At 68.5% G+C, this 16,334-nt stretch carries 23 protein-coding genes and 1 tRNA gene; 10 read left to right on the top strand and 14 right to left on the bottom strand.

Features of this window, described 5'->3' with window-relative positions; all coding sequences use genetic code 11:
- The first annotated feature begins 1 nt into the window (after position 1).
- The 6 genes from Acy02nite_RS11070 (at position 2) to Acy02nite_RS11045 (ending at position 5,076) form a co-directional block, all read left to right on the top strand.
- Entirely contained in the window at positions 2-1,234 is a 1,233-nt protein-coding gene (locus Acy02nite_RS11070) for a type II secretion system F family protein (RefSeq protein ID WP_203739859.1), read from the top strand.
- A gap of 92 nt (positions 1,235-1,326) precedes the next feature.
- Positions 1,327-1,851, top strand: a complete 525-nt coding sequence (locus Acy02nite_RS11065; protein WP_203739858.1) for a type II secretion system protein — start codon at positions 1,327-1,329, stop codon at positions 1,849-1,851.
- A 91-nt stretch (positions 1,852-1,942) separates the two neighbouring features.
- A complete protein-coding gene (locus tag Acy02nite_RS11060) occupies positions 1,943-2,725 on the top strand; it encodes a prepilin peptidase (RefSeq protein ID WP_203739857.1) in 783 nt (260 codons plus the stop codon).
- Between the two features lie 44 nt (positions 2,726-2,769).
- The gene (gene pilM, locus Acy02nite_RS11055; protein ID WP_203739856.1) at positions 2,770-3,798 is read left to right on the top strand and encodes a type IV pilus assembly protein PilM; all 1,029 of its coding nucleotides are present in this window, start codon (positions 2,770-2,772) and stop codon (positions 3,796-3,798) included.
- Positions 3,795-4,472, top strand: coding sequence for a PilN domain-containing protein (locus Acy02nite_RS11050; RefSeq protein ID WP_203739855.1), 678 nt, complete (start codon positions 3,795-3,797; stop codon positions 4,470-4,472). Before pilM ends, Acy02nite_RS11050 begins: the two co-directional genes overlap by 4 nt.
- Positions 4,473-4,482: 10 nt before the next feature.
- A complete protein-coding gene (locus tag Acy02nite_RS11045; protein WP_203739854.1) occupies positions 4,483-5,076 on the top strand; it encodes a type 4a pilus biogenesis protein PilO in 594 nt (197 codons plus the stop codon).
- 40 nt (positions 5,077-5,116) lie between these two features.
- Here the strand turns inward: Acy02nite_RS11045 and Acy02nite_RS11040 are convergent, their stop codons facing one another.
- Positions 5,117-5,956: an LLM class flavin-dependent oxidoreductase gene (locus tag Acy02nite_RS11040; protein ID WP_203739853.1), complete on the bottom strand. Its 840-nt coding sequence runs from the start codon at positions 5,954-5,956 to the stop codon at positions 5,117-5,119.
- 296 nt (positions 5,957-6,252) lie between these two features.
- Between Acy02nite_RS11040 and Acy02nite_RS11035 the strand changes: the two genes are divergently transcribed.
- Both Acy02nite_RS11035 and Acy02nite_RS11030 read left to right on the top strand, forming a co-directional pair.
- A complete protein-coding gene (locus Acy02nite_RS11035) occupies positions 6,253-6,639 on the top strand; it encodes a response regulator (protein WP_203739852.1) in 387 nt (128 codons plus the stop codon).
- A gap of 129 nt (positions 6,640-6,768) precedes the next feature.
- Complete coding sequence (locus Acy02nite_RS11030) at positions 6,769-7,191, top strand: PLD nuclease N-terminal domain-containing protein (RefSeq protein WP_203739851.1); 423 nt, start codon at positions 6,769-6,771, stop codon at positions 7,189-7,191.
- Positions 7,192-7,235: 44 nt separating this feature from the next.
- Here the strand turns inward: Acy02nite_RS11030 and Acy02nite_RS11025 are convergent, their stop codons facing one another.
- Complete coding sequence (locus tag Acy02nite_RS11025) at positions 7,236-8,042, bottom strand: S-methyl-5'-thioadenosine phosphorylase (RefSeq protein WP_203739850.1); 807 nt, start codon at positions 8,040-8,042, stop codon at positions 7,236-7,238.
- Between the two features lie 125 nt (positions 8,043-8,167).
- On the opposite strand from Acy02nite_RS11025, the gene Acy02nite_RS11020 reads away from it, so the two are divergent.
- Both Acy02nite_RS11020 and Acy02nite_RS11015 read left to right on the top strand, forming a co-directional pair.
- Positions 8,168-8,716 carry a YqgE/AlgH family protein gene (locus Acy02nite_RS11020; protein ID WP_203739849.1) on the top strand — a complete coding sequence of 183 codons (549 nt, stop codon included), beginning with the start codon at positions 8,168-8,170 and terminating at the stop codon, positions 8,714-8,716.
- 106 nt (positions 8,717-8,822) lie between these two features.
- Positions 8,823-8,895 (top strand) — tRNA-Ala (locus Acy02nite_RS11015).
- A gap of 61 nt (positions 8,896-8,956) precedes the next feature.
- On the opposite strand, the gene Acy02nite_RS11010 is transcribed toward Acy02nite_RS11015, so the two are convergent.
- The 12 genes from Acy02nite_RS11010 to Acy02nite_RS10955 all read right to left on the bottom strand — a co-directional run bounded on the left by Acy02nite_RS11010 (position 8,957) and on the right by Acy02nite_RS10955 (position 16,326).
- Entirely contained in the window at positions 8,957-10,093 is a 1,137-nt protein-coding gene (locus tag Acy02nite_RS11010; protein WP_203739848.1) for a tyrosine-type recombinase/integrase, read from the bottom strand.
- On the bottom strand, positions 10,094-10,318 hold the full coding sequence (locus Acy02nite_RS11005; protein ID WP_239174568.1) for an excisionase family DNA-binding protein: 225 nt from the start codon (positions 10,316-10,318) through the stop codon (positions 10,094-10,096). It abuts the gene before it with no gap.
- Between the two features lie 8 nt (positions 10,319-10,326).
- Positions 10,327-12,126, bottom strand: a complete 1,800-nt coding sequence (locus Acy02nite_RS11000; protein WP_203739847.1) for a replication initiator — start codon at positions 12,124-12,126, stop codon at positions 10,327-10,329.
- 2 nt (positions 12,127-12,128) lie between these two features.
- Positions 12,129-12,422, bottom strand: a complete 294-nt coding sequence (locus Acy02nite_RS10995; RefSeq protein ID WP_203739846.1) for a hypothetical protein — start codon at positions 12,420-12,422, stop codon at positions 12,129-12,131.
- Positions 12,419-13,270 (bottom strand): DUF2637 domain-containing protein, encoded by an 852-nt coding sequence (locus Acy02nite_RS10990; protein WP_425548126.1) that lies wholly within the window; start codon positions 13,268-13,270, stop codon positions 12,419-12,421. Before Acy02nite_RS10990 ends, Acy02nite_RS10995 begins: the two co-directional genes overlap by 4 nt.
- Positions 13,267-13,557: a hypothetical protein gene (locus tag Acy02nite_RS10985; protein WP_203739845.1), complete on the bottom strand. Its 291-nt coding sequence runs from the start codon at positions 13,555-13,557 to the stop codon at positions 13,267-13,269. Before Acy02nite_RS10985 ends, Acy02nite_RS10990 begins: the two co-directional genes overlap by 4 nt.
- A complete protein-coding gene (locus Acy02nite_RS10980) occupies positions 13,554-14,006 on the bottom strand; it encodes a hypothetical protein (protein ID WP_203739844.1) in 453 nt (150 codons plus the stop codon). Before Acy02nite_RS10980 ends, Acy02nite_RS10985 begins: the two co-directional genes overlap by 4 nt.
- The gene (locus tag Acy02nite_RS10975; RefSeq protein ID WP_203739843.1) at positions 14,003-14,419 is read right to left on the bottom strand and encodes an RRQRL motif-containing zinc-binding protein; all 417 of its coding nucleotides are present in this window, start codon (positions 14,417-14,419) and stop codon (positions 14,003-14,005) included. Before Acy02nite_RS10975 ends, Acy02nite_RS10980 begins: the two co-directional genes overlap by 4 nt.
- Positions 14,416-14,742 carry a hypothetical protein gene (locus Acy02nite_RS10970; protein WP_239174558.1) on the bottom strand — a complete coding sequence of 109 codons (327 nt, stop codon included), beginning with the start codon at positions 14,740-14,742 and terminating at the stop codon, positions 14,416-14,418. Before Acy02nite_RS10970 ends, Acy02nite_RS10975 begins: the two co-directional genes overlap by 4 nt.
- Positions 14,739-15,122 (bottom strand): DUF6197 family protein, encoded by a 384-nt coding sequence (locus Acy02nite_RS10965; RefSeq protein WP_203739842.1) that lies wholly within the window; start codon positions 15,120-15,122, stop codon positions 14,739-14,741. Before Acy02nite_RS10965 ends, Acy02nite_RS10970 begins: the two co-directional genes overlap by 4 nt.
- Before the next feature lie 134 nt (positions 15,123-15,256).
- A complete protein-coding gene (locus tag Acy02nite_RS10960) occupies positions 15,257-15,442 on the bottom strand; it encodes a hypothetical protein (RefSeq protein WP_203739841.1) in 186 nt (61 codons plus the stop codon).
- A complete protein-coding gene (locus Acy02nite_RS10955) occupies positions 15,439-16,326 on the bottom strand; it encodes an FtsK/SpoIIIE domain-containing protein (protein ID WP_203739840.1) in 888 nt (295 codons plus the stop codon). The genes Acy02nite_RS10960 and Acy02nite_RS10955 overlap by 4 nt, the downstream gene beginning before the upstream one ends.
- Between the last annotated feature and the right edge of the window lie 8 nt (positions 16,327-16,334).

Here is a 16,334-nt window from a genome sequence, read left to right as displayed (position 1 = left end):
CATGAGCGTCAACAAGACCTTCGCGTACAACACGATCGACGCCTCGGGCAAGAAGTCGAAGGGGACCATCGAGGCCCCCAACGAGGCGGCGGCCACCCACATGCTCCGGCAGCGCGGCGAGGTGCCGCTCGGCCTGACCGAGGCCGGCCAGGGCCTTCAGCGCGATCTGAAGATCCCCGGGCTGGGCAACCGGGTCAAGCTCAAGGACCTGGCGGTCTTCGCCCGGCAGTTCTCCACGATGACCGCGTCCGGCATGTCGCTGCTGCGCTCGTTGTCGATCATGGAGGAGCAGACCTCGGCGCCGCCCCTGAAGAAGGCGATCGGCGAGGTGCGCTCCGACGTGGCGGCCGGTGGCGGGCTCTCCGCGTCGATGGCCAAGCACGACCGGGTCTTCCCCCGGCTGATGATCGCGATGATCCGGGCCGGCGAGACCGGCGGCATGATCGACCGGGCGCTGGAGCAGATCGCCGACAGCCTGGAGAAGGACACCGCGCTCCGCGGCAAGATCAAGAGCGCGCTGACCTACCCGGCGATCGTGCTCGGGTTCACGTTCGTACTGATCGCGGCGATGTTGATCTTCATCGTCCCGATCTTCGAGCAGATGTTCAAGAACCTCGGCGGCGAACTCCCGGCGATCACCCAGTTCCTCGTCACGACCAGCCACAACATGTGGTGGATCGGGCCGCTGGTGCTGGGCGTCGGGATCGGCGCCACGATCGCGTACAAGCGCCAGCACCGGACCAGCGCCGACTTCCGCCTCAAGGTGGACAAGCTCAAACTGCGGCTGCCGGTCTTCGGGTCGCTGTTCCAGAAACTGGCGATGAGCCGGTTCTCCCGGAACCTCGGCCTGCTCCTCAACGTCGGCGTGCCGGTCATGCAGGCGCTCGCGGTGGTCGGCGAGACCACCGGCAACGAAGTGATCAACATTGCCATGAAGGACATCCAGGCGACCGTCCGCGACGGCCAGCCGATGTCCTCGGCGATGCGTCACCACAAGGTTTTCCCCGAGATGGTCAACCAGATGATCGAGGTCGGGGAAGAGAGCGGTCAGATCAGTCAGATGCTCGACAAGGTTGCCGACTTCTACGACAGAGAAGTCGACAGCGCAGCCGAGTCCCTGGCCGCCTCGATCGAACCGATCATGGTGCTCGTCATGGGCGCCGTGGTCGGCGGCATGGTCGTCTGCCTCTACCTGCCGATGTTCACCATCTACCAGAACATCCAGTCGAGCTGACTCTTCTTACGTGCGACGTCGCACCCCGCACCACCCGGCCGAGTCCCGACGGCCGGCTCTCCCACCCCACCCTGCCCTGAAAGGCACCCCACATGCAGAACGTCATCGACCGCTTGGCCGTCAAGCGTGACGACATCCTCGCCAAGAAGGACGACGAGGGCTTCACCCTGATCGAGCTCCTGGTCGTGGTGGTCATCATCGGTGTCCTGGTCGCGATCGCCGTGCCGGTCTACCTGAACTACCGCCAGGGCGCGGCTGACAAGTCGGCGCAGTCCGACGTGCGCGGTGCGATCAGCGCGATCGAGCAGTACTACACCAGCAACGGCAACACCTACCCGACCACCGCGGCCAGCAGCATGCAGTCCGGCGGGGGGACCTCCTCCACGATCGTGCTGACGGCAACCACCGGCGGCGCCCCCGGCACCATCACCGTCTCCGACAAGACCGAGCTGACCTACGTGCCGCCGTCCGGCACCGGCACCACCGCCACCAGCTACAAGATCTGCGCCCGGAACACCGGCGGCAGCGGCAAGACCTACCTGTACGACGCCTCGGTCGGCGGTTCGGTCAAGACCGCGGCCACCGGCGCCACCCCCTCCACGACCGGCTGCAGCTGAACCACCGCCGGCAGCAGTAACGCGATAGCGCGGTAACGGGTGGCGTCACCGCCGGTGATGCCACCCGCCCGCCCGTCCGAGAGGAGCCCGCATGCCTCTGATTCCCCTGCTGGTCGTCGTCGGCGTGCTCGGCCTCGCGGTCGGCTCCTTCCTCAACGTGGTGATCCACCGGGTTCCCCGCGACGAGTCGCTGGTGCATCCCGGCTCGCACTGCCCGAGCTGCGGTCACGCCGTGCGCAACCGGCACAACGTCCCGGTGCTCGGCTGGCTGGTGCTGCGCGGCCGGTGCGCCGACTGCGCCACCCGGATCAGCGCCCGCTACCCGCTCGTCGAGGCCGGCACCGCCGCCCTGTTCGTCGCGGTGGCCGCGCGGTTCGGCTGGTCCTGGGCTCTGCCCGGGTACCTCTACCTGGCGGCCGTCGCCATCGCCCTGGCCCTCATCGACCTGGACGTCATGCGGCTGCCCGACAAGATCGTTCTTCCCTCGTACGCGGTGGCCGCCGCCCTGCTCGTCCCGGCCGCCCTGCTCGCCGGCGACCCGTCCGCCCTGTTCCGGGGTGCGGTCGCGGCAGTCCTGCTCTACCTGCTCTACCGCGTGCTCGGCAGCTTCGGCATGGGTGGCGGCGACGTGAAGCTGGCCCCGCTGCTCGGCTTCTACCTCGGCTGGCTGGGGTGGGGGGCGGTCGCGGTCGGCGCGTTCTCCGGGTTCCTGCTCGGCGGCGTGGCCGGCGCGATCCTGCTGCTCCTCGGAGCGGCCGGCCGCAAGAGCCGGATCCCGTTCGGGCCGTACATGCTGGCCGGCGCGTTCCTGGCGGTCTTCGCCGCGGCGCCGATCGCGAATTGGTACACCGGCCTGCTCACCCCGCTCGCGTAACGACCGATAGCTCGTAGGACACCCTTAGCAAGGAAGGAAAACCGATGGCTGGCGCAACTCCGATCGGGCTGGACATCGGCTCATCCTCGATCCGGGCCGTCGAGGTCCGTCGCACGCGCGACGATTACTCGCTGAGCAACTTCGGTCAGATCCCGCTCGAGCCGGGCGCCGTGCACGGCGGGGTGGTGCAGGACCCGCTCGCCGTGACCAGCGCGCTCAAGCAGCTCTGGGCGGCCTCCCGCTTCGGCACCAAACGGGTCAGCCTCGGCGTCACCAACCCGCAGCTGGTGGTCCGCGAGATGTCGATCGCCAACCTGCCGGCCGGGCAGATGCGCCAGGCCCTGCCGTTCCAGGTCAAGGACGCGCTCCCGCTCGCGGTCGAGCGCTCGCTGCTGGACTTCTACCCCCTGGAGCAGCCCGGCGACAGCCCGACCGTGCGCGGCCTGCTGATCGCCATGCCCAAGGACGCGGTGGTCGGCCTGGTGCAGGCGGTGGAGAAGGCCGGACTGCACGTGACCGGCGTCGATCTGGCCTCGTTCGCGCTGCTGCGTGCCGCCTCCCGGCTGGACGCCCAGGTGGAGGCGATCGTCGACATCGGCGCCGACATCACCAGCGTCGTGGTGCACGCGGACGGTGAGCCGCTGTTCGTGCGGACGCTTCCCCGCGGCGGCGCCGAGATCACCGACAGCATCGCCACCCGGCTCGGCATCCCGGCCCCGCAGGCCGAGGACCTCAAGTGCCGCTTCGGGCTGCACGGCGACGGCAACCCGGACAGCGTCGCGGCGATCACCGACGCGGTCCGCCCCCTCGCCAGCGAGCTGCGCAGCTCCTTCACCTACCTGGCCTCGGGCGAACGGCAGAAGCAGGTCACCCGGCTGGCGCTGTCCGGTGGCGGCGCGCTCATGCCCGGTCTCGCCGAGCACCTGCAGGAACAGCTCGGCGGCATCGTCGTGATGTACGCCGACAGCACCTCCCGCCTGCGCGACACCCGCCGCGCCCGGGAGCGTGGGTTCGACAGTTTCGTGCCGTCGGCGGCCGTGTCGATCGGCCTCACCCTGGGAGCCGGCCGATGACCACGACCGCGTTGATGCCGCTGGACCCGTCGGTCTCCCCGCAGCACGCGAACCGCATCCTGCCGATCCGCGCGAACCTGCTGCCGCAGGACATCAGCGACGGCCGGCGGGCGCGGCGCACCCGGGCCGTGGTGATCATCGCGGTGGTGCTGGTGCTGGGGCTGCTCAGTGGCTGGTACTGGCACGCCACAGTGCAGAAGCAGGAGGCCGAGGACGACTTCTCGTTCGTCACCGGGCAGGTGTCGAGGGTGCAGGACGACCAGGGCGCGTACAAGGATCTGACCACCACCAAGAACTCCAACACCAAGATGAACGGCCAGCTCACCAAGCTGATGGCCGACGACCTGCCCTGGCAGACCGTGCTCGACCTGGTCCGCACCACCGGCACCAAGTATGAGGTCAGCATCACCCAGCTCACCGGACAGCTGGCCCAGGACGACGGCAGCGCAACCACCGGCGACGCGGTCGGCTCGATCAGCATCAACGGCAAGGCGCCGGACAAGAAAGCCGTCGCCAAGTACGTCCTGGCGCTTGTCGATCTGGAGTCCAAGGGCTTCACCGACCCGTTCGTCAGCAACGTCTCCGGGGCCGACAAGGACGGTGTCACGTTCACCATGACCGTGTCGCTGACCAAGGTCGCGCAGTGCGGCAAATACACCACGAAGTGCAAGTAGGAGAGAACTGATGAGCCTGCTCCGCTCCGACCGCGTCTGGCTCTTCGGCGGGATCGGGCTGGTCGCGCTGCTGGTCGCCGCCGGCTGGTTCCTGATGATCAACCCGAAGTACACCGAGGCCTCCGACATCCAGGCCCAGGTGGAGGACACCACGGTCCAGCTCGCCAAGCTGCGCAAGAGCCTGGCCGAGCTCAAGGCCGACAACGCCAACCTGGCGACCTACAAGGCCGAGAAGGCGCGGCTGATGGAGGCGCTGCCGACCGGCGCCGAGATCCCTGCCGACGACATCCCCGCCTTCCTCACCCAGCTCCAGGTGATGGGGATGAAGCTGGAAATCGACGTGGACGCCTACTCGGCGACCGGCCGCGCCAAGTCGGACGTGGTGGCCACCGTCGAGGAACTGCCGATCGCGCTCAACGCGAAGGGCTCGATCAAGGCGATCAGCACGTTCATCAGCCAGCTGCAGAACACGCAGCCCCGGGCGATGCTGGTGCAGTCGGCCGACCTGAAGTTCGACGACAAGGCCGACACCGCGGAGCTCGGGCTGACCCTGAACGTCTTCCGGAACCCGGACGCCGGCACCACCGCGGTGACCACCAACTGACCACGACGGCCGGGCCGCCATCCAGCGGCCCGGCCATGTCTCATCGCAGCAGGTCGGCGACGCCGTCGAAGGCCGGCCGGCGCACCGCGAACCGGGTGATTCCCCACCGGGCCTCGATCCGGTCCAGCTTGCCCCGGATCTCGCTCAGGGTGCCGGCCAGCGCATACGGCGTCTCCGCCATCTCACCCTCGCTGACCTCGGCCTCCGCTGCCAATTTCGCGTACGCCGCGCCGGCGTCGCCGGTCACCTCGAAGTAGTGCACGAGCGCCTCGACCGGCGTCCCGCCGGCGAGCTCGACCTGCGCGTCCACGTCCTCGGCCCGGAACCGCGCGGTGTGCATGTGCCCGTCCGCCAGGGTGCGGCCCAGACCGGAGAGGGCGATCAGGTCGGCGTTCCCGGCGGCCCAGCGCAGCAACCGCGTGTTGCCACCACCGAACATCAGCGGCACGCGCTCCTGCACCGGGCGGGGCTTGTCCAGGCCGTCGCCGGCCAGCATCCGGACGGTGGCCTCGGCGACCGCGATGCAGTGATCGACCCGCTCCCGGACGCCGGGGCGCTCGCGACCGACCGCTGCCCACTCGGCCGGGGTGTGGCCGGCGCCGATGCCGAGGATCGCCCGGCCGCCGGAGATCAGGTCGAGGGTCGCCACGTCGGAGGCGATCAGGATCGGCTCACGGACGCCGGCGTTGACGACGTAGGACCCGAGCCGGATTCTGCTGGTGACGGCGGCCGCGGCGGCCAGCACCACGAACGGCGAGGTGGAGGTGCCGGGGTGGTCGGGGGTGTAGAGCGCGTGGAAGCCGGCGGCCTCGGCGCGCCTGGCCAGATCGAGCCAGTCGGTGGCGTCCGTGGGCTGCGCCTGCAGCGAGAATGTGGCCATGCCGGGATTCTTCCGACAGAGCACGCTCGCGGCCGCTTTCTTCTGCCGAGGGCAGACGAGGACGGGTCTGCTGCCCTGACCGTGCCCACCCGCGGACGCCGCCCTTGCGGGCTGAGCGTTCTGGGCGCGCCAGCGCCCTGCTCGGCCCGGAAGGGTCCCCGCGGGAGCGACGATCCGGACCACAGCGGAGGTAGGCAATACGGATCTTTCTTTGACCGCTACTGATCCGCAACCAGCAATACCTGGTCCAGGGCTGGCGACCGACGATGGGTGAGGCGTACCCGAGGAGGAGCCCCATGAACGAGAACCTGATCCTGATCGCCGACGACGACGCCGATGTCCGTGACCTGCTGTCGGTCAGCCTGGAGGCGGCCGGATACCGCGCGCTGGGCGCCAAGGACGGGCACACCGCGGCCCGGATCCTCACCGTCGCCAAGCCGATCGGCATGATCACCGACGTGCGGATGCCGGCGATGAACGGCATGGAGTTGTGCCAGCTCGCGCGCGGCAACCCGGAGATCAGGGAGATGGCGATCCTGATGGTGTCCGGAAATGCCCATGCCTATGACGTGGACGCCGGGCTGATCTCGGGCGCCGACGGCTACCTGGCGAAGCCGCTCGCGCCGAAGGCTCTCGTCACCGAGCTGCGGGAACTGATCAGCCGTCGTCACCCGGGACGGTGAGGCTCGTCAGCCGGTCCGCGGCCGAGGGCATCGGGCTGCGGACCTGACGAAGCGTCGCAGCGTCACCACCTGCGCCGTTGGCCGGAAACGGGGCAGCGGCGCCGCTTCGTCTTTGGCATCATCTGGCGCGTGTTCCGTCTCTACTCACTGTTCGTGCTGGTCGACCTGGCACTGCTCGTGATCGCGCTCATCGACTGCCTCTCGGCGGAGGAGTACGCGATCCGCGCCCTCCCCCGCGGCCTCTGGGTCTTCCTCATCCTGCTGTTCTCGCCGATCGGCGCGATCGCCTGGTTCGTGGCCGGCCGCCCGGCCCGGCCGGTCCCGCTGAGCAACGGCACCGTCTGGCGTCCGGGCGCCGGCTTCCCGGAGAACCAGCACCCCAACGCCCGCCGCGGCCCGGTCGCCCCCGACGACGACCCGGAGTTCCTGCGTGGCCTCGCCACCTCCCGCACGGAGGACGAGAACATCATGAAGTCGTGGGAGGCCGACCTGCGCCGCCGCGAGGACGAACTACGCCGCCGCGAGAAGGACCTCGACGGCGAGAGGGACTGACCGTCCGCCGTCATCCACACAGGACCGCCTCGCGGTGGGGGGTCTCAGGGGAGATCGAACGGGAGCTTGATCCCCTCCAGGGTGTCCTTGCAGGGGCAGGTGCGGTCGGCCGGGAGCTTGGTCACCGCGTCCAGGAGCACGTCGCGCAGGCGGGCCGTGTTCTCCGCGAAGACGCCGAAGACCTCCTCCTGGGTGACGCCGTGGTCGCCCTCGACACCCGCGTCCAGGTCGGTGACCAGCGCGATGGCGGTGTAGCAGAGAGCCAGCTCGCGGGCCAGGACCGCCTCGGGGTGACCGGTCATGTTCACGATCGTGCCGCCGATCGAGGTGAACCAGCGGGACTCGGCGCGGGTCGAGAACCGCGGACCCTCGACGACGATCATGGTGCCGCCGTCGACCGCGTTCACCCGGGCGGCGGAATCCAGGACCGCGGCGCGGCCGGCCGGACAGTACGGATCGGCGAAGGACACGTGCACCGCACCCTCGTCGTAGAACGTCTGCACCCGGCCACTCGTGCGGTCGATCAGCTGATCCGGCACCACGAACGTGCCCGGGCCCAGCTCCGGCCGCAGGCCACCGACGGCGCACGGTGCGACGATCTGGCGCACCCCGAGCGAGCGCAGCGCCCACAGATTCGCCCGATAGGGGATCTTGTGCGGCGGGAAACGATGGTCCCGCCCGTGCCGCGGCAGGAACGCCACCCGCCGCCCGCCGACCTCGGCAATCGTGATCTTGTCGGATGGCGGACCGTACGGCGTCGTGACGTCGTGTTCAATGGCGCCGTCGAGCAGTGCGTACAGCCCTGATCCACCGATGACGCCGATCTCTGCTGCCGGGGGTGACGGGTTCATGTGCAGACCTTATCCATGGCCGGAAAGTCGGGCTAATGTGCTGAGCATGGCGTTGACGTCGAACGGGCGGCAGGTACCCCGTGTTCGGTGAGGGGCAGCGGATCGGAGGCCGGTCGGTGGAGTCGATGACCGGTCAGTTGCTGGTTGCCACCCCCACCCTCAAAGATCCGAACTTCGACCGTACGGTCGTGCTGCTCGTCGCCCACGAAGCGGGCGGCGCCCTGGGGGTGGTCCTCAACCGGGCCACCGAGGTCCCGGTCGCCGAGGTGCTCGGCAACTGGGGCGATCTGGCCGGCGACCCGGCAGTGCTCTTCGAGGGCGGCCCGGTGCAGCCCGAGTCGGCGATCTGCCTGGCCCGCACGCGCCCCGAGGTGAAGAAGCGGGTGACCGGTTTCCACCCGGTCGCGGGCTCGCTCGGCACCCTCGACCTCTCCGCCGACCCGGAGCGCCTGCGGGAGAACGTGGCCGGCATCCGGGTCTTCGCGGGATATTCGGGGTGGTCCGCGGGCCAGCTGGAGGAGGAGATCGCCTCCGGCTCCTGGTTCGTCTTCGACGCCCTCCCCGGCGACCCGTTCGTGGAACGGCCCGACGACCTGTGGGCCATGGTCCTGCGCCGCCAGGGCGACATCCTGGCCGCGGTCGCCCACTTCCCGCCGGATGTCTCGCTGAACTGAGGGGGTCCTGCAGGGGGCCCTCCGGGGGTGTGTAGTATTTCCAGCGTGCCCGGGGGGAACGCCGGGGGCAAAGTAGTAGTGCAGCAGGGTTAGAGCAGTGCACCAAGGGGCTGTGGCGCAGCTGGTAGCGCACCACACTGGCAGTGTGGGGGTCAGGGGTTCGAGTCCCCTCAGCTCCACCCTTGTGAAACGCCCGGACTGAGTCCGGGCGTTTGCTGTTTGTGCCAGATCCGTGCCAGATTACTGTTCGGCCTGGGTCCGCGCCTCGACGATCAACGCGTCCAAGGCTGCCGCGATGGCCTGATCCCGATCTCGGCTGGCGTGCTGATAGATCATGGCGGCCCGGGTGCTGGAGTGGCCGATCCGGGCCATCAGTTCTCGTAGCGTCGCGCCGCTCTGTGCGGACCAGGTACTACCTGTGTGCCGCAGATCATGGAGGTGGAGATCCATCTCGGTCGGGATCTTCGCCCGGTCGAGGGCGGCCTTCCAGACTCGGTTGAAGTTACGGCGACGCGGGATGCCGCCCAGCGGCCCCAGGAACAGTCGCCCGTCAGGGCCAGGCTGGGCGTAGCGGTCCAGATGCCTCTCGACGTCACCGCGTAGGCCTGTGGGCAGGCTGACCGGGCGCTTGCCGGCTTCCGACTTGGGGTCGCCGTCGACCTGGGTACCGTCTTCCATCTCGGCGGTAGCGAGCCGGACACGCAATTCCATGGTGGTGAGGTTGATGCTGTTGCGACGTAACGCAACCAACTCGCCGAAGCGCAGTTGAGCGAAGGCAGCCAGCAGAACGAGCAGGCGATAGCGCGGCTGGATGTGCTCGGCGATGGCGAACACCTGGTCCAGGGTCGCGGTTTCGCGTTCGTCGGCCTTCTCCTGAGATGCGCCCTTAATGCGGCAAGGATTACGCCGAATCAGTTCGTCGTCGACCGCAGTCCCAAAAACGGCATGCAAGATCCGATATGTCTTGGCGACCGTTGGTCTTCCGATTCCGGCATCAAGCCGTTCGGTCCGCCACGATCGAATTCGCTGCGGAGTAACTTGATTGAGTGCGACGTTGCCTAATTGCGTCCGGACATGTAGCCGAATATTGCGCTCGTATTCTTCACGGGTGCGAGGCTTCAAGTCGCGTTCTTTGATCCAGCGGGTTATGTAGTCGTCGAGTTCGACCTTGCCCGCATCGGGGTCAACCCACTCACTCTTGAGTATGTCGGCCTCGACCTCCACGAGCCACTGTTCAGCAGCCCGCTTGGTGTCGAAGGGAGAGCGGCCGAGACGGGGCAAGCCGTCCGGGCCGGTGTACCTGGCCTGCCAGGAGCCGGAGGGAAGCTGACGAACACTTCCGAACCGGCGTTTCCGTCCCTTCGCGTTCCCGGACACTCAGGCGGCCCTCCTTCCTCGTGACGGTCGCCGAATGGTCGAGACCGTGCACTGATCGATGTAGGCGTTGAGGACGCTCTCGGCAATGCGCACATGGCGGCCGAAACGCTTGAATTCGATGCGCCTTTCCTCTACCAGGCGTCGCGGGAACCGTATCGTGGTTCCCAATATCTCGGCAACCTCCGGTAGGGACAGATATTTCTCAGCCAATGGTGATGCCTCCACTCGGTATGTCACGCGGCTATCGGATCGTTGAGAGCGATGGCGCTACCCACTTCATGCGCCAGTTCTTCGCGTCCGATGGCTTGTCGCTCGCGTGCCTGTGCCGCAGCGGTGTTGGCGAGGAGTGCATCGCCGGTGGTATGCCAACCGGCTCCGGCGAAGGTCAGGGTGCCGACGATGAGGGTTGTTTCGTCGAGGTGGTCGACGGTGCGCACGGTGGTGTCGGCCGGGTCGGGTTCGGTGCGGCGGAAGTCGATGCGGGTCTCGCGGAGCAGGCGGAAGGTGACGGAGTAGCGGCGTGCCTTGGTGAGGAAGTGGCCGCCGAATCCGAGCATGTGCGCCCAGCGTCGCAGCCGGGGGTACGGGTTGCTGGGTTTGCGGGTGCTGGGCTGTTTGGTGTCAAGGCTGGCTTGACGGTCGGCGGCGCAGACGGGGCAGGTGCGGTAGCGAGTGCGGGTTCCGCAGTCCGGGCACTGCCACGGTTTGATGAACGGGTTGCGGATGGTGGCACCGGCTGTGCCGGTGTAGATCGAGAGCCGGGCGGCCGGGTTGCCGGTGGGGGTGTCCGGGTCGTGGCCGAGGGTCCAGCAGGCGTGGATGAGGCGGGCGATGTGGTCACCGGTCGGGTCGGCGTGCTGGGCGATGACGTCGCTGGTGATGCGGGTCGAGTTGTGGCCGGTGATCTCGGTGCTTTTGGTGGCGTACTTGGCGAGGTATCCGGCGACCATGCTGTCGGTGACGTCGCCGGTGCCGGTGAGGCTGATCGCTCGGATGTCGATCTGTTCGCCCCAGGCCATGGGCCAGCCGTCGGGCCGGTCGGGGTGTGCCGGGGTGGTGAAGTCGATGTCGCTGGCGGCGTGGAGCGCGTCGACCAGGTCGCCGATGCCGATGCCGGGCGGTGGCGCGACGATCCGTGAGGTGTCGGTGGGGTCGACGCCGTCGAGCCGGATCAGGGCGTGGAAGTGGACCGCGCCGCGGCGTTGCATCTCGGCGGCCTTGCCGTGCGCGAGCCGGATCGGTGGGATGCGGCGGACTCGTTTGCCGTCGGTGACTTCGTGGAACGGGATGCCGCGCGCTTTGCACAGTTTGGCGAGGCGGCGTTCGGCGTCCTGTTTGGTGCGGTGCCACAGTTCGCCGGAGAACAGGTTCCAGACGACGTGGTGGGCGTGGTCGTAGCAGTCCAGGCACAGGGGCCGGCCGAGTTGCGCATCGGCGGGTTCGTGGCGTGTCCAGCAGACGGCCGCCTGGTTGTGCTGGCAGAGGGCGGTGTCGCGGCGGGCGTGGCAGGGTTCGGGGCGGCAGGCGCAGCGTTTCCGGTCGCGGCAGGTGTGTTTGCGGACGTGCCGGGTGTGGACCGCGCCGAACGAGGGGGCGGTGAGGGTGACGAATACGGCCGGGTGCCGGGCGACGGTGGCGGGGATGCCTTTGCCGCCGATGAGTCCGGCGCGCAGGATCTGGTAGGCGTCGCGCTGGTAGGTGTGGGCGCAGGAGGGGCAGACGGTGGAGCGCCGGTTGCCGCAGGCTTTGTAGATTGCGGCGTCCGGGAGCTGGTCGGTGTGCCGGGAGTCGAGCAGGCGGCCGGTGGCGGCTTCGATGGTGTCGAGGGTGCCGGTGAGCCGGATCGGACGGGTGCAGCCTGCGGCGGGGCGGATGTGGTCGAGCCAGTCGAAGTAGCCGGGTGTGGTGGCGCGGGTGAGGGCTTGGCCGGCTGCGGTGTATCCGGCGGGTGGGGGTGTCCAGGCGTCGGCGTTCGAGCCCGTACCCCGGGCAGACTGCTCCCGGGGTACGAGGTCCAGCGTCGACGTGTGCATGGTCAGGCAGCGATCCCGGTGGTGGGGTGCTGCGTGCCTTCATGGCCGACGAAGGTGCTGGTGATCTGTCGTTCGATGACGATGGTGCGGCAGGCCGGGCATTGCCGGTCGTGGGGTTCGTGACGGCCGCAGTCGATCGTTGCGGTCTTGTCGCCGCAGCGGATCGTGATGGGGTTGCGGCAGGGGCCGCCGTCGACGGTGGCGACGATGGTGCGGCGGGTGTCGACCGGGTGAGGTTGCGGGTCGGCCGGGCAGGTGTGGGTGATCTGGTGGATGTCGACGTGGACGAACGTCATCGCACACCACCGGTCAGGGTGGGAGTGTGCCCGTTGAGGCGTGCCGGGGCCGGGTTGGTGGCACGGATGGCGGTGATGAGGCTTCCGGCGACGGCCGGGCTGATGTTGAGTCGCAGGGCGAGATCGTCGGCGGTGATGGGCTGTCCGGTGGTCTGCTCGTGCTGGACGATCGAGAACCTTGCTGTGGGCAGCAGGTGTGCCGGAACGTCCGGCACGGTTTGAGGATCGGTCGCTGCCGGTTGGGCGGGCGGGTCGACCACGGCGGCCGGGGCGGTGGTGTGGCCGGGTGCCGTCGGGGCCGGGATGTTGTTGGCCCGGATCTTGTTGACGGCGGTCATGAGGTCGGCGGCTTGTTTGTCGATGGCGGTGAAGTCGGGCCGGATGCGTCCGGCGACGAGTTCGACGCCGATGACCAGGACGACGACGAGGGCGAAGACGAGGCGCATGCCGAGGTCGCCGGGTGCGGCGAAGTTGACGGTGGCCGAGAGCAGGGCCGCGCCGATGAAGACGGCCATGGCCCAGCGTTTGGCGTCTTTGACGATGCCGTGGGTACGGACCACGATCAGCATGGCCACCATGGCGGTGTCGAAGATCGCCGGGGGCAGGTAGGCGAAGTAGCCCGCGCCTTTGCTGGACAGGTAGTGGGCCTGGTGGAGGTAGCTGGTGATCAGCGCTCCGATGAGGGTGGCCCGGTTGTAGCGTTTGACGCTGTCGATGGCCTTGAGCATGTTCGGCACCGCGCTCTTGGCGTACTCGATGGCGAACTGTTCGGTGAGGCTGTGCCCGTCGGCCACGACGCTGCTGGTCGGCTGGTTGGTGGGCTTGTCGGCTTTCCAAGGCCGTTTCATCGGATGCCTCCGTCGTTGGTGACGGGGATGATGGCGACGACGCCTATGCAGCTGGAGCACCAGACGGCGGACAGGCCGTCGCCGAGCATGTCGTTGATGCGGTCGTCGAGGGTTTCGCTCTCGGCGGGGAACAGCGACAGGCCGCCGCATTCGTCGCACCACCGCTGGGTGGGGCAGAGTTGCAGAACGGGGCCGAGGTCGGGGTGGATTCCGGCCGGGCTCATGCCGCCGATGCACCACAGGCAGTTGTCGGCGGCCAGGTGCGCGCCGAGGTCGATGAGGCTCATCGGGTACCTCCGGTCAGGAAGTTGTGGTGGTTGACGAGGGCGGCCAGGCCGAGGCGGCGGCGAGCGCGAAGGACGGCGTAGACGCTGTGTCCGGTCCGTAGTGCGATGTCGGTGTCGGGAAGTCCCTGGGTCCACAGGGATCGGACGGCCGCTTCCAGAGCGGCGAGGTCAGCGGCGCGACGGTTCCGCGCGTTCTGCGCTGATTCGGGGTGCTCGGCCGGGAGTAGAGCCCGCAGGATCCCGATTCGGATGCGGAACAGGGCGGCGAGAGCGGTGATGGACGTGCCACGGTCCAAGCCAGTGAGGACTACTTCGCGTCGCTCAGGCCGGCTCATCGTGGCGAACCGTTCGGGCTGCGTCGTCAGTGCGCGGTCGATGGCGACGTGGTCGTGCGGGTAGTCCTGCGGAAGGACGGTCAGGCATGCCGGGCAGAGGATGATCGTGGTCATCGGGTGCCTCCCGTTTCGCAGATCAGGCAGGCTCCGGTGCGGGTCGGGATGTAGTAGTCGCGGGTGATGCCGCAGGTGCCGCACGTGCGGCGGGCGATGAGCATCCGCTCGATGACGGCGAGCTGCGCCGGGCTGGCCACACGCTTGGATGCGGCCAAGTCACGGCGGTAGAGATAGGCCTTGCGGATTTCCTTGCGGTGCCGCCACAGGATCTGCGCGACGGGGTCGTAACCGTTCGGCCGCAGGCCGTCGGCGCGCAGTTGGCGGCGGGTGGCCAAACTCTTGGGCGCGTACCGGTAGGGGAAGGTGGGGAAGCCGTAGCGGCATCCGGTGGGGTCGTAGAACTCGACGCGGATGCCGGTGCGGGCTCCAAGGGCGTCGAGGAACGGGTTGGTCAGCGCCGTGGTGGTCACTTGTCGCCTCCCCACCGCTGGTGGGCGGCCTGGCGAGTGATGCCGAGCCGGTCGGCGATCTCGGCCCAGGAGTAGCCGTGGGTCCGTAGGCCTTTGACGGCGTCGGTGATGGCGTCGTCGAGCAGGTCGGAAAGGCCGACCATGTCGCGCAGGGCTTCGACGTCGCCGGTGGCGACGCGGCGGGCGAAGGCGCGGATGATGCGCCGGACGAAGGCGGCGTATTCGTCGTTCTCGACGACGTCGCGGCGGCGCGATTTCGGCGGCCGGCTATCCCCGGTCGGGGTGTGGAGTGTCAAGGCCGGGTTGACGAACGACGGGCTCATTGGGCACCCCCGGTGTGGTGGATGCTGTCCCAGTCGTTGGCGGCCTCTCGGAGGGCGTCGACGACGTCCTCACAGGTGCGGCCTTTCTCGTCATTCCAGTCGCCGACGACGTCGATGGCGCTAATGACGTTGACGTCGAAATCGGGGTCGAGGTAGGCAGCGAAGGTCCGCATGGCGCGGATCGAGGCGGCGGTGAGGGCCTGGTCGGCGTCGTCGTCCGAGTGCAGGATCGGGCGGCCGTAGGCGGCGACGTTGATCGCGCCGAGGGTGCAGGCGCGCGGGAAGGCGTCGCCGGAGGCGTAGTCGTAGAAGTTGCCGGTCATCCAGCCGTGCAGCCACAGGTAGAGGGCCGCGCCTCGGAGCAGATCGGCCGGTGTCATGTCCGGGTCGGTGTCGGGTGTGTTGGCCGGTTGATGGGTAGGCTTCACAGCAGCCACGTCCTTTCGGGGCTGTTGGTGGAGGTCGGCAGAACCCGCGTGCTTGCAGGCTGGTGGGGTTCTGTCGACCGCTTCCGTTATGCGGTGGTGCGTCCGGGTGCCGTCGAGCGGCGGGGACGGTGTGCTCGCGTGTGGGCGACGGTGAGCGCCAAGGCGAGAACGGCGACCGGTGCGGGGTGCCGGGTGAGGTAGCCGACGACGAGACCGGCGACGTAGGCGGTCGCGGTGGCGGGTCCGGTGATCACCCGGTGGGGGTGGCTCATGCGGCCATCTCCCAGTCGAGGCGTGCGGCCGGAACGGTGAAGTTCGCCGGGGTGCCGTGGTTCGGCCGGCGTAGCCAGGCGGCGTAGTCGGCGATGGCGTAGATGTCGGCGTCGGTGAGGTAGGCGACCTTGATGCGCTTCGGGACGGTGCCCTCGCCGAGGAGCCAGGCTGCTCCCCGGTTCTCCATGTCGATGTCCGACGCGGAGTAGCCCAGGTCGGCCCAGCCGGAGCCCAGGATGACGTCGGAGGAACCGACGGTGGTGCACCGGAAAGCACACCGGTAGCCGAACAGATCGCGCAGGCTGGCGGCGATGATGTCCCAGGAGGGTCGCTGGGTGGCGGCGACGACGGGCATGCCGCAGGCGCGGCCGATCGAGACGAGCCCGCGGAGCAGGCTTTCGAATTCGGCCTGTTGTTCTTTGGTGCCGAGCACCTTCAGGTACATGGCGAGTTCGTCGATGATCGTGACGATGGTGGACAGGTTGTCCTCGCGGGCGATTTTGCGGCGCCGGTTGGCGAGCAGCCACAGGTAGCGGTTACGGGCGACGGTCAGCAGCCGACGCAGGATGGACAATCCTTTTTCGATGTCGTCGCCGACGAATTCGTCGGCGATGTCGATGTAGGGGCCGAGCTCGACCCACTTGCCGTCGAACAGCACGAGCCGGGTGTTGTCGCACAGCGCGGCGGTGGCGGCGACGTTGTTGAGCAGGCCGGATTTACCGGCTCCGGGCTCACCAGCGGTGAGCAGGTTGTGGAAGACGATGTCCAGCGAGACGTGCTGGCCGAACTCGTCGATGCCGATGAACATCGGGTCGAACATCGACATGCCAGGCCCGACAGGCACCCGGTCGGTGCCGAGCGGGTGACGGGCAGTGGTGGACATGGCTATCG

The sequence above is a fragment of the Actinoplanes cyaneus genome (assembly GCF_016862095.1).
Taxonomy (GTDB): domain Bacteria; phylum Actinomycetota; class Actinomycetes; order Mycobacteriales; family Micromonosporaceae; genus Actinoplanes; species Actinoplanes cyaneus.
Note: the sequence above shows the minus strand (reverse complement) of the source record. Positions and strands in the feature narration are given on the sequence as shown.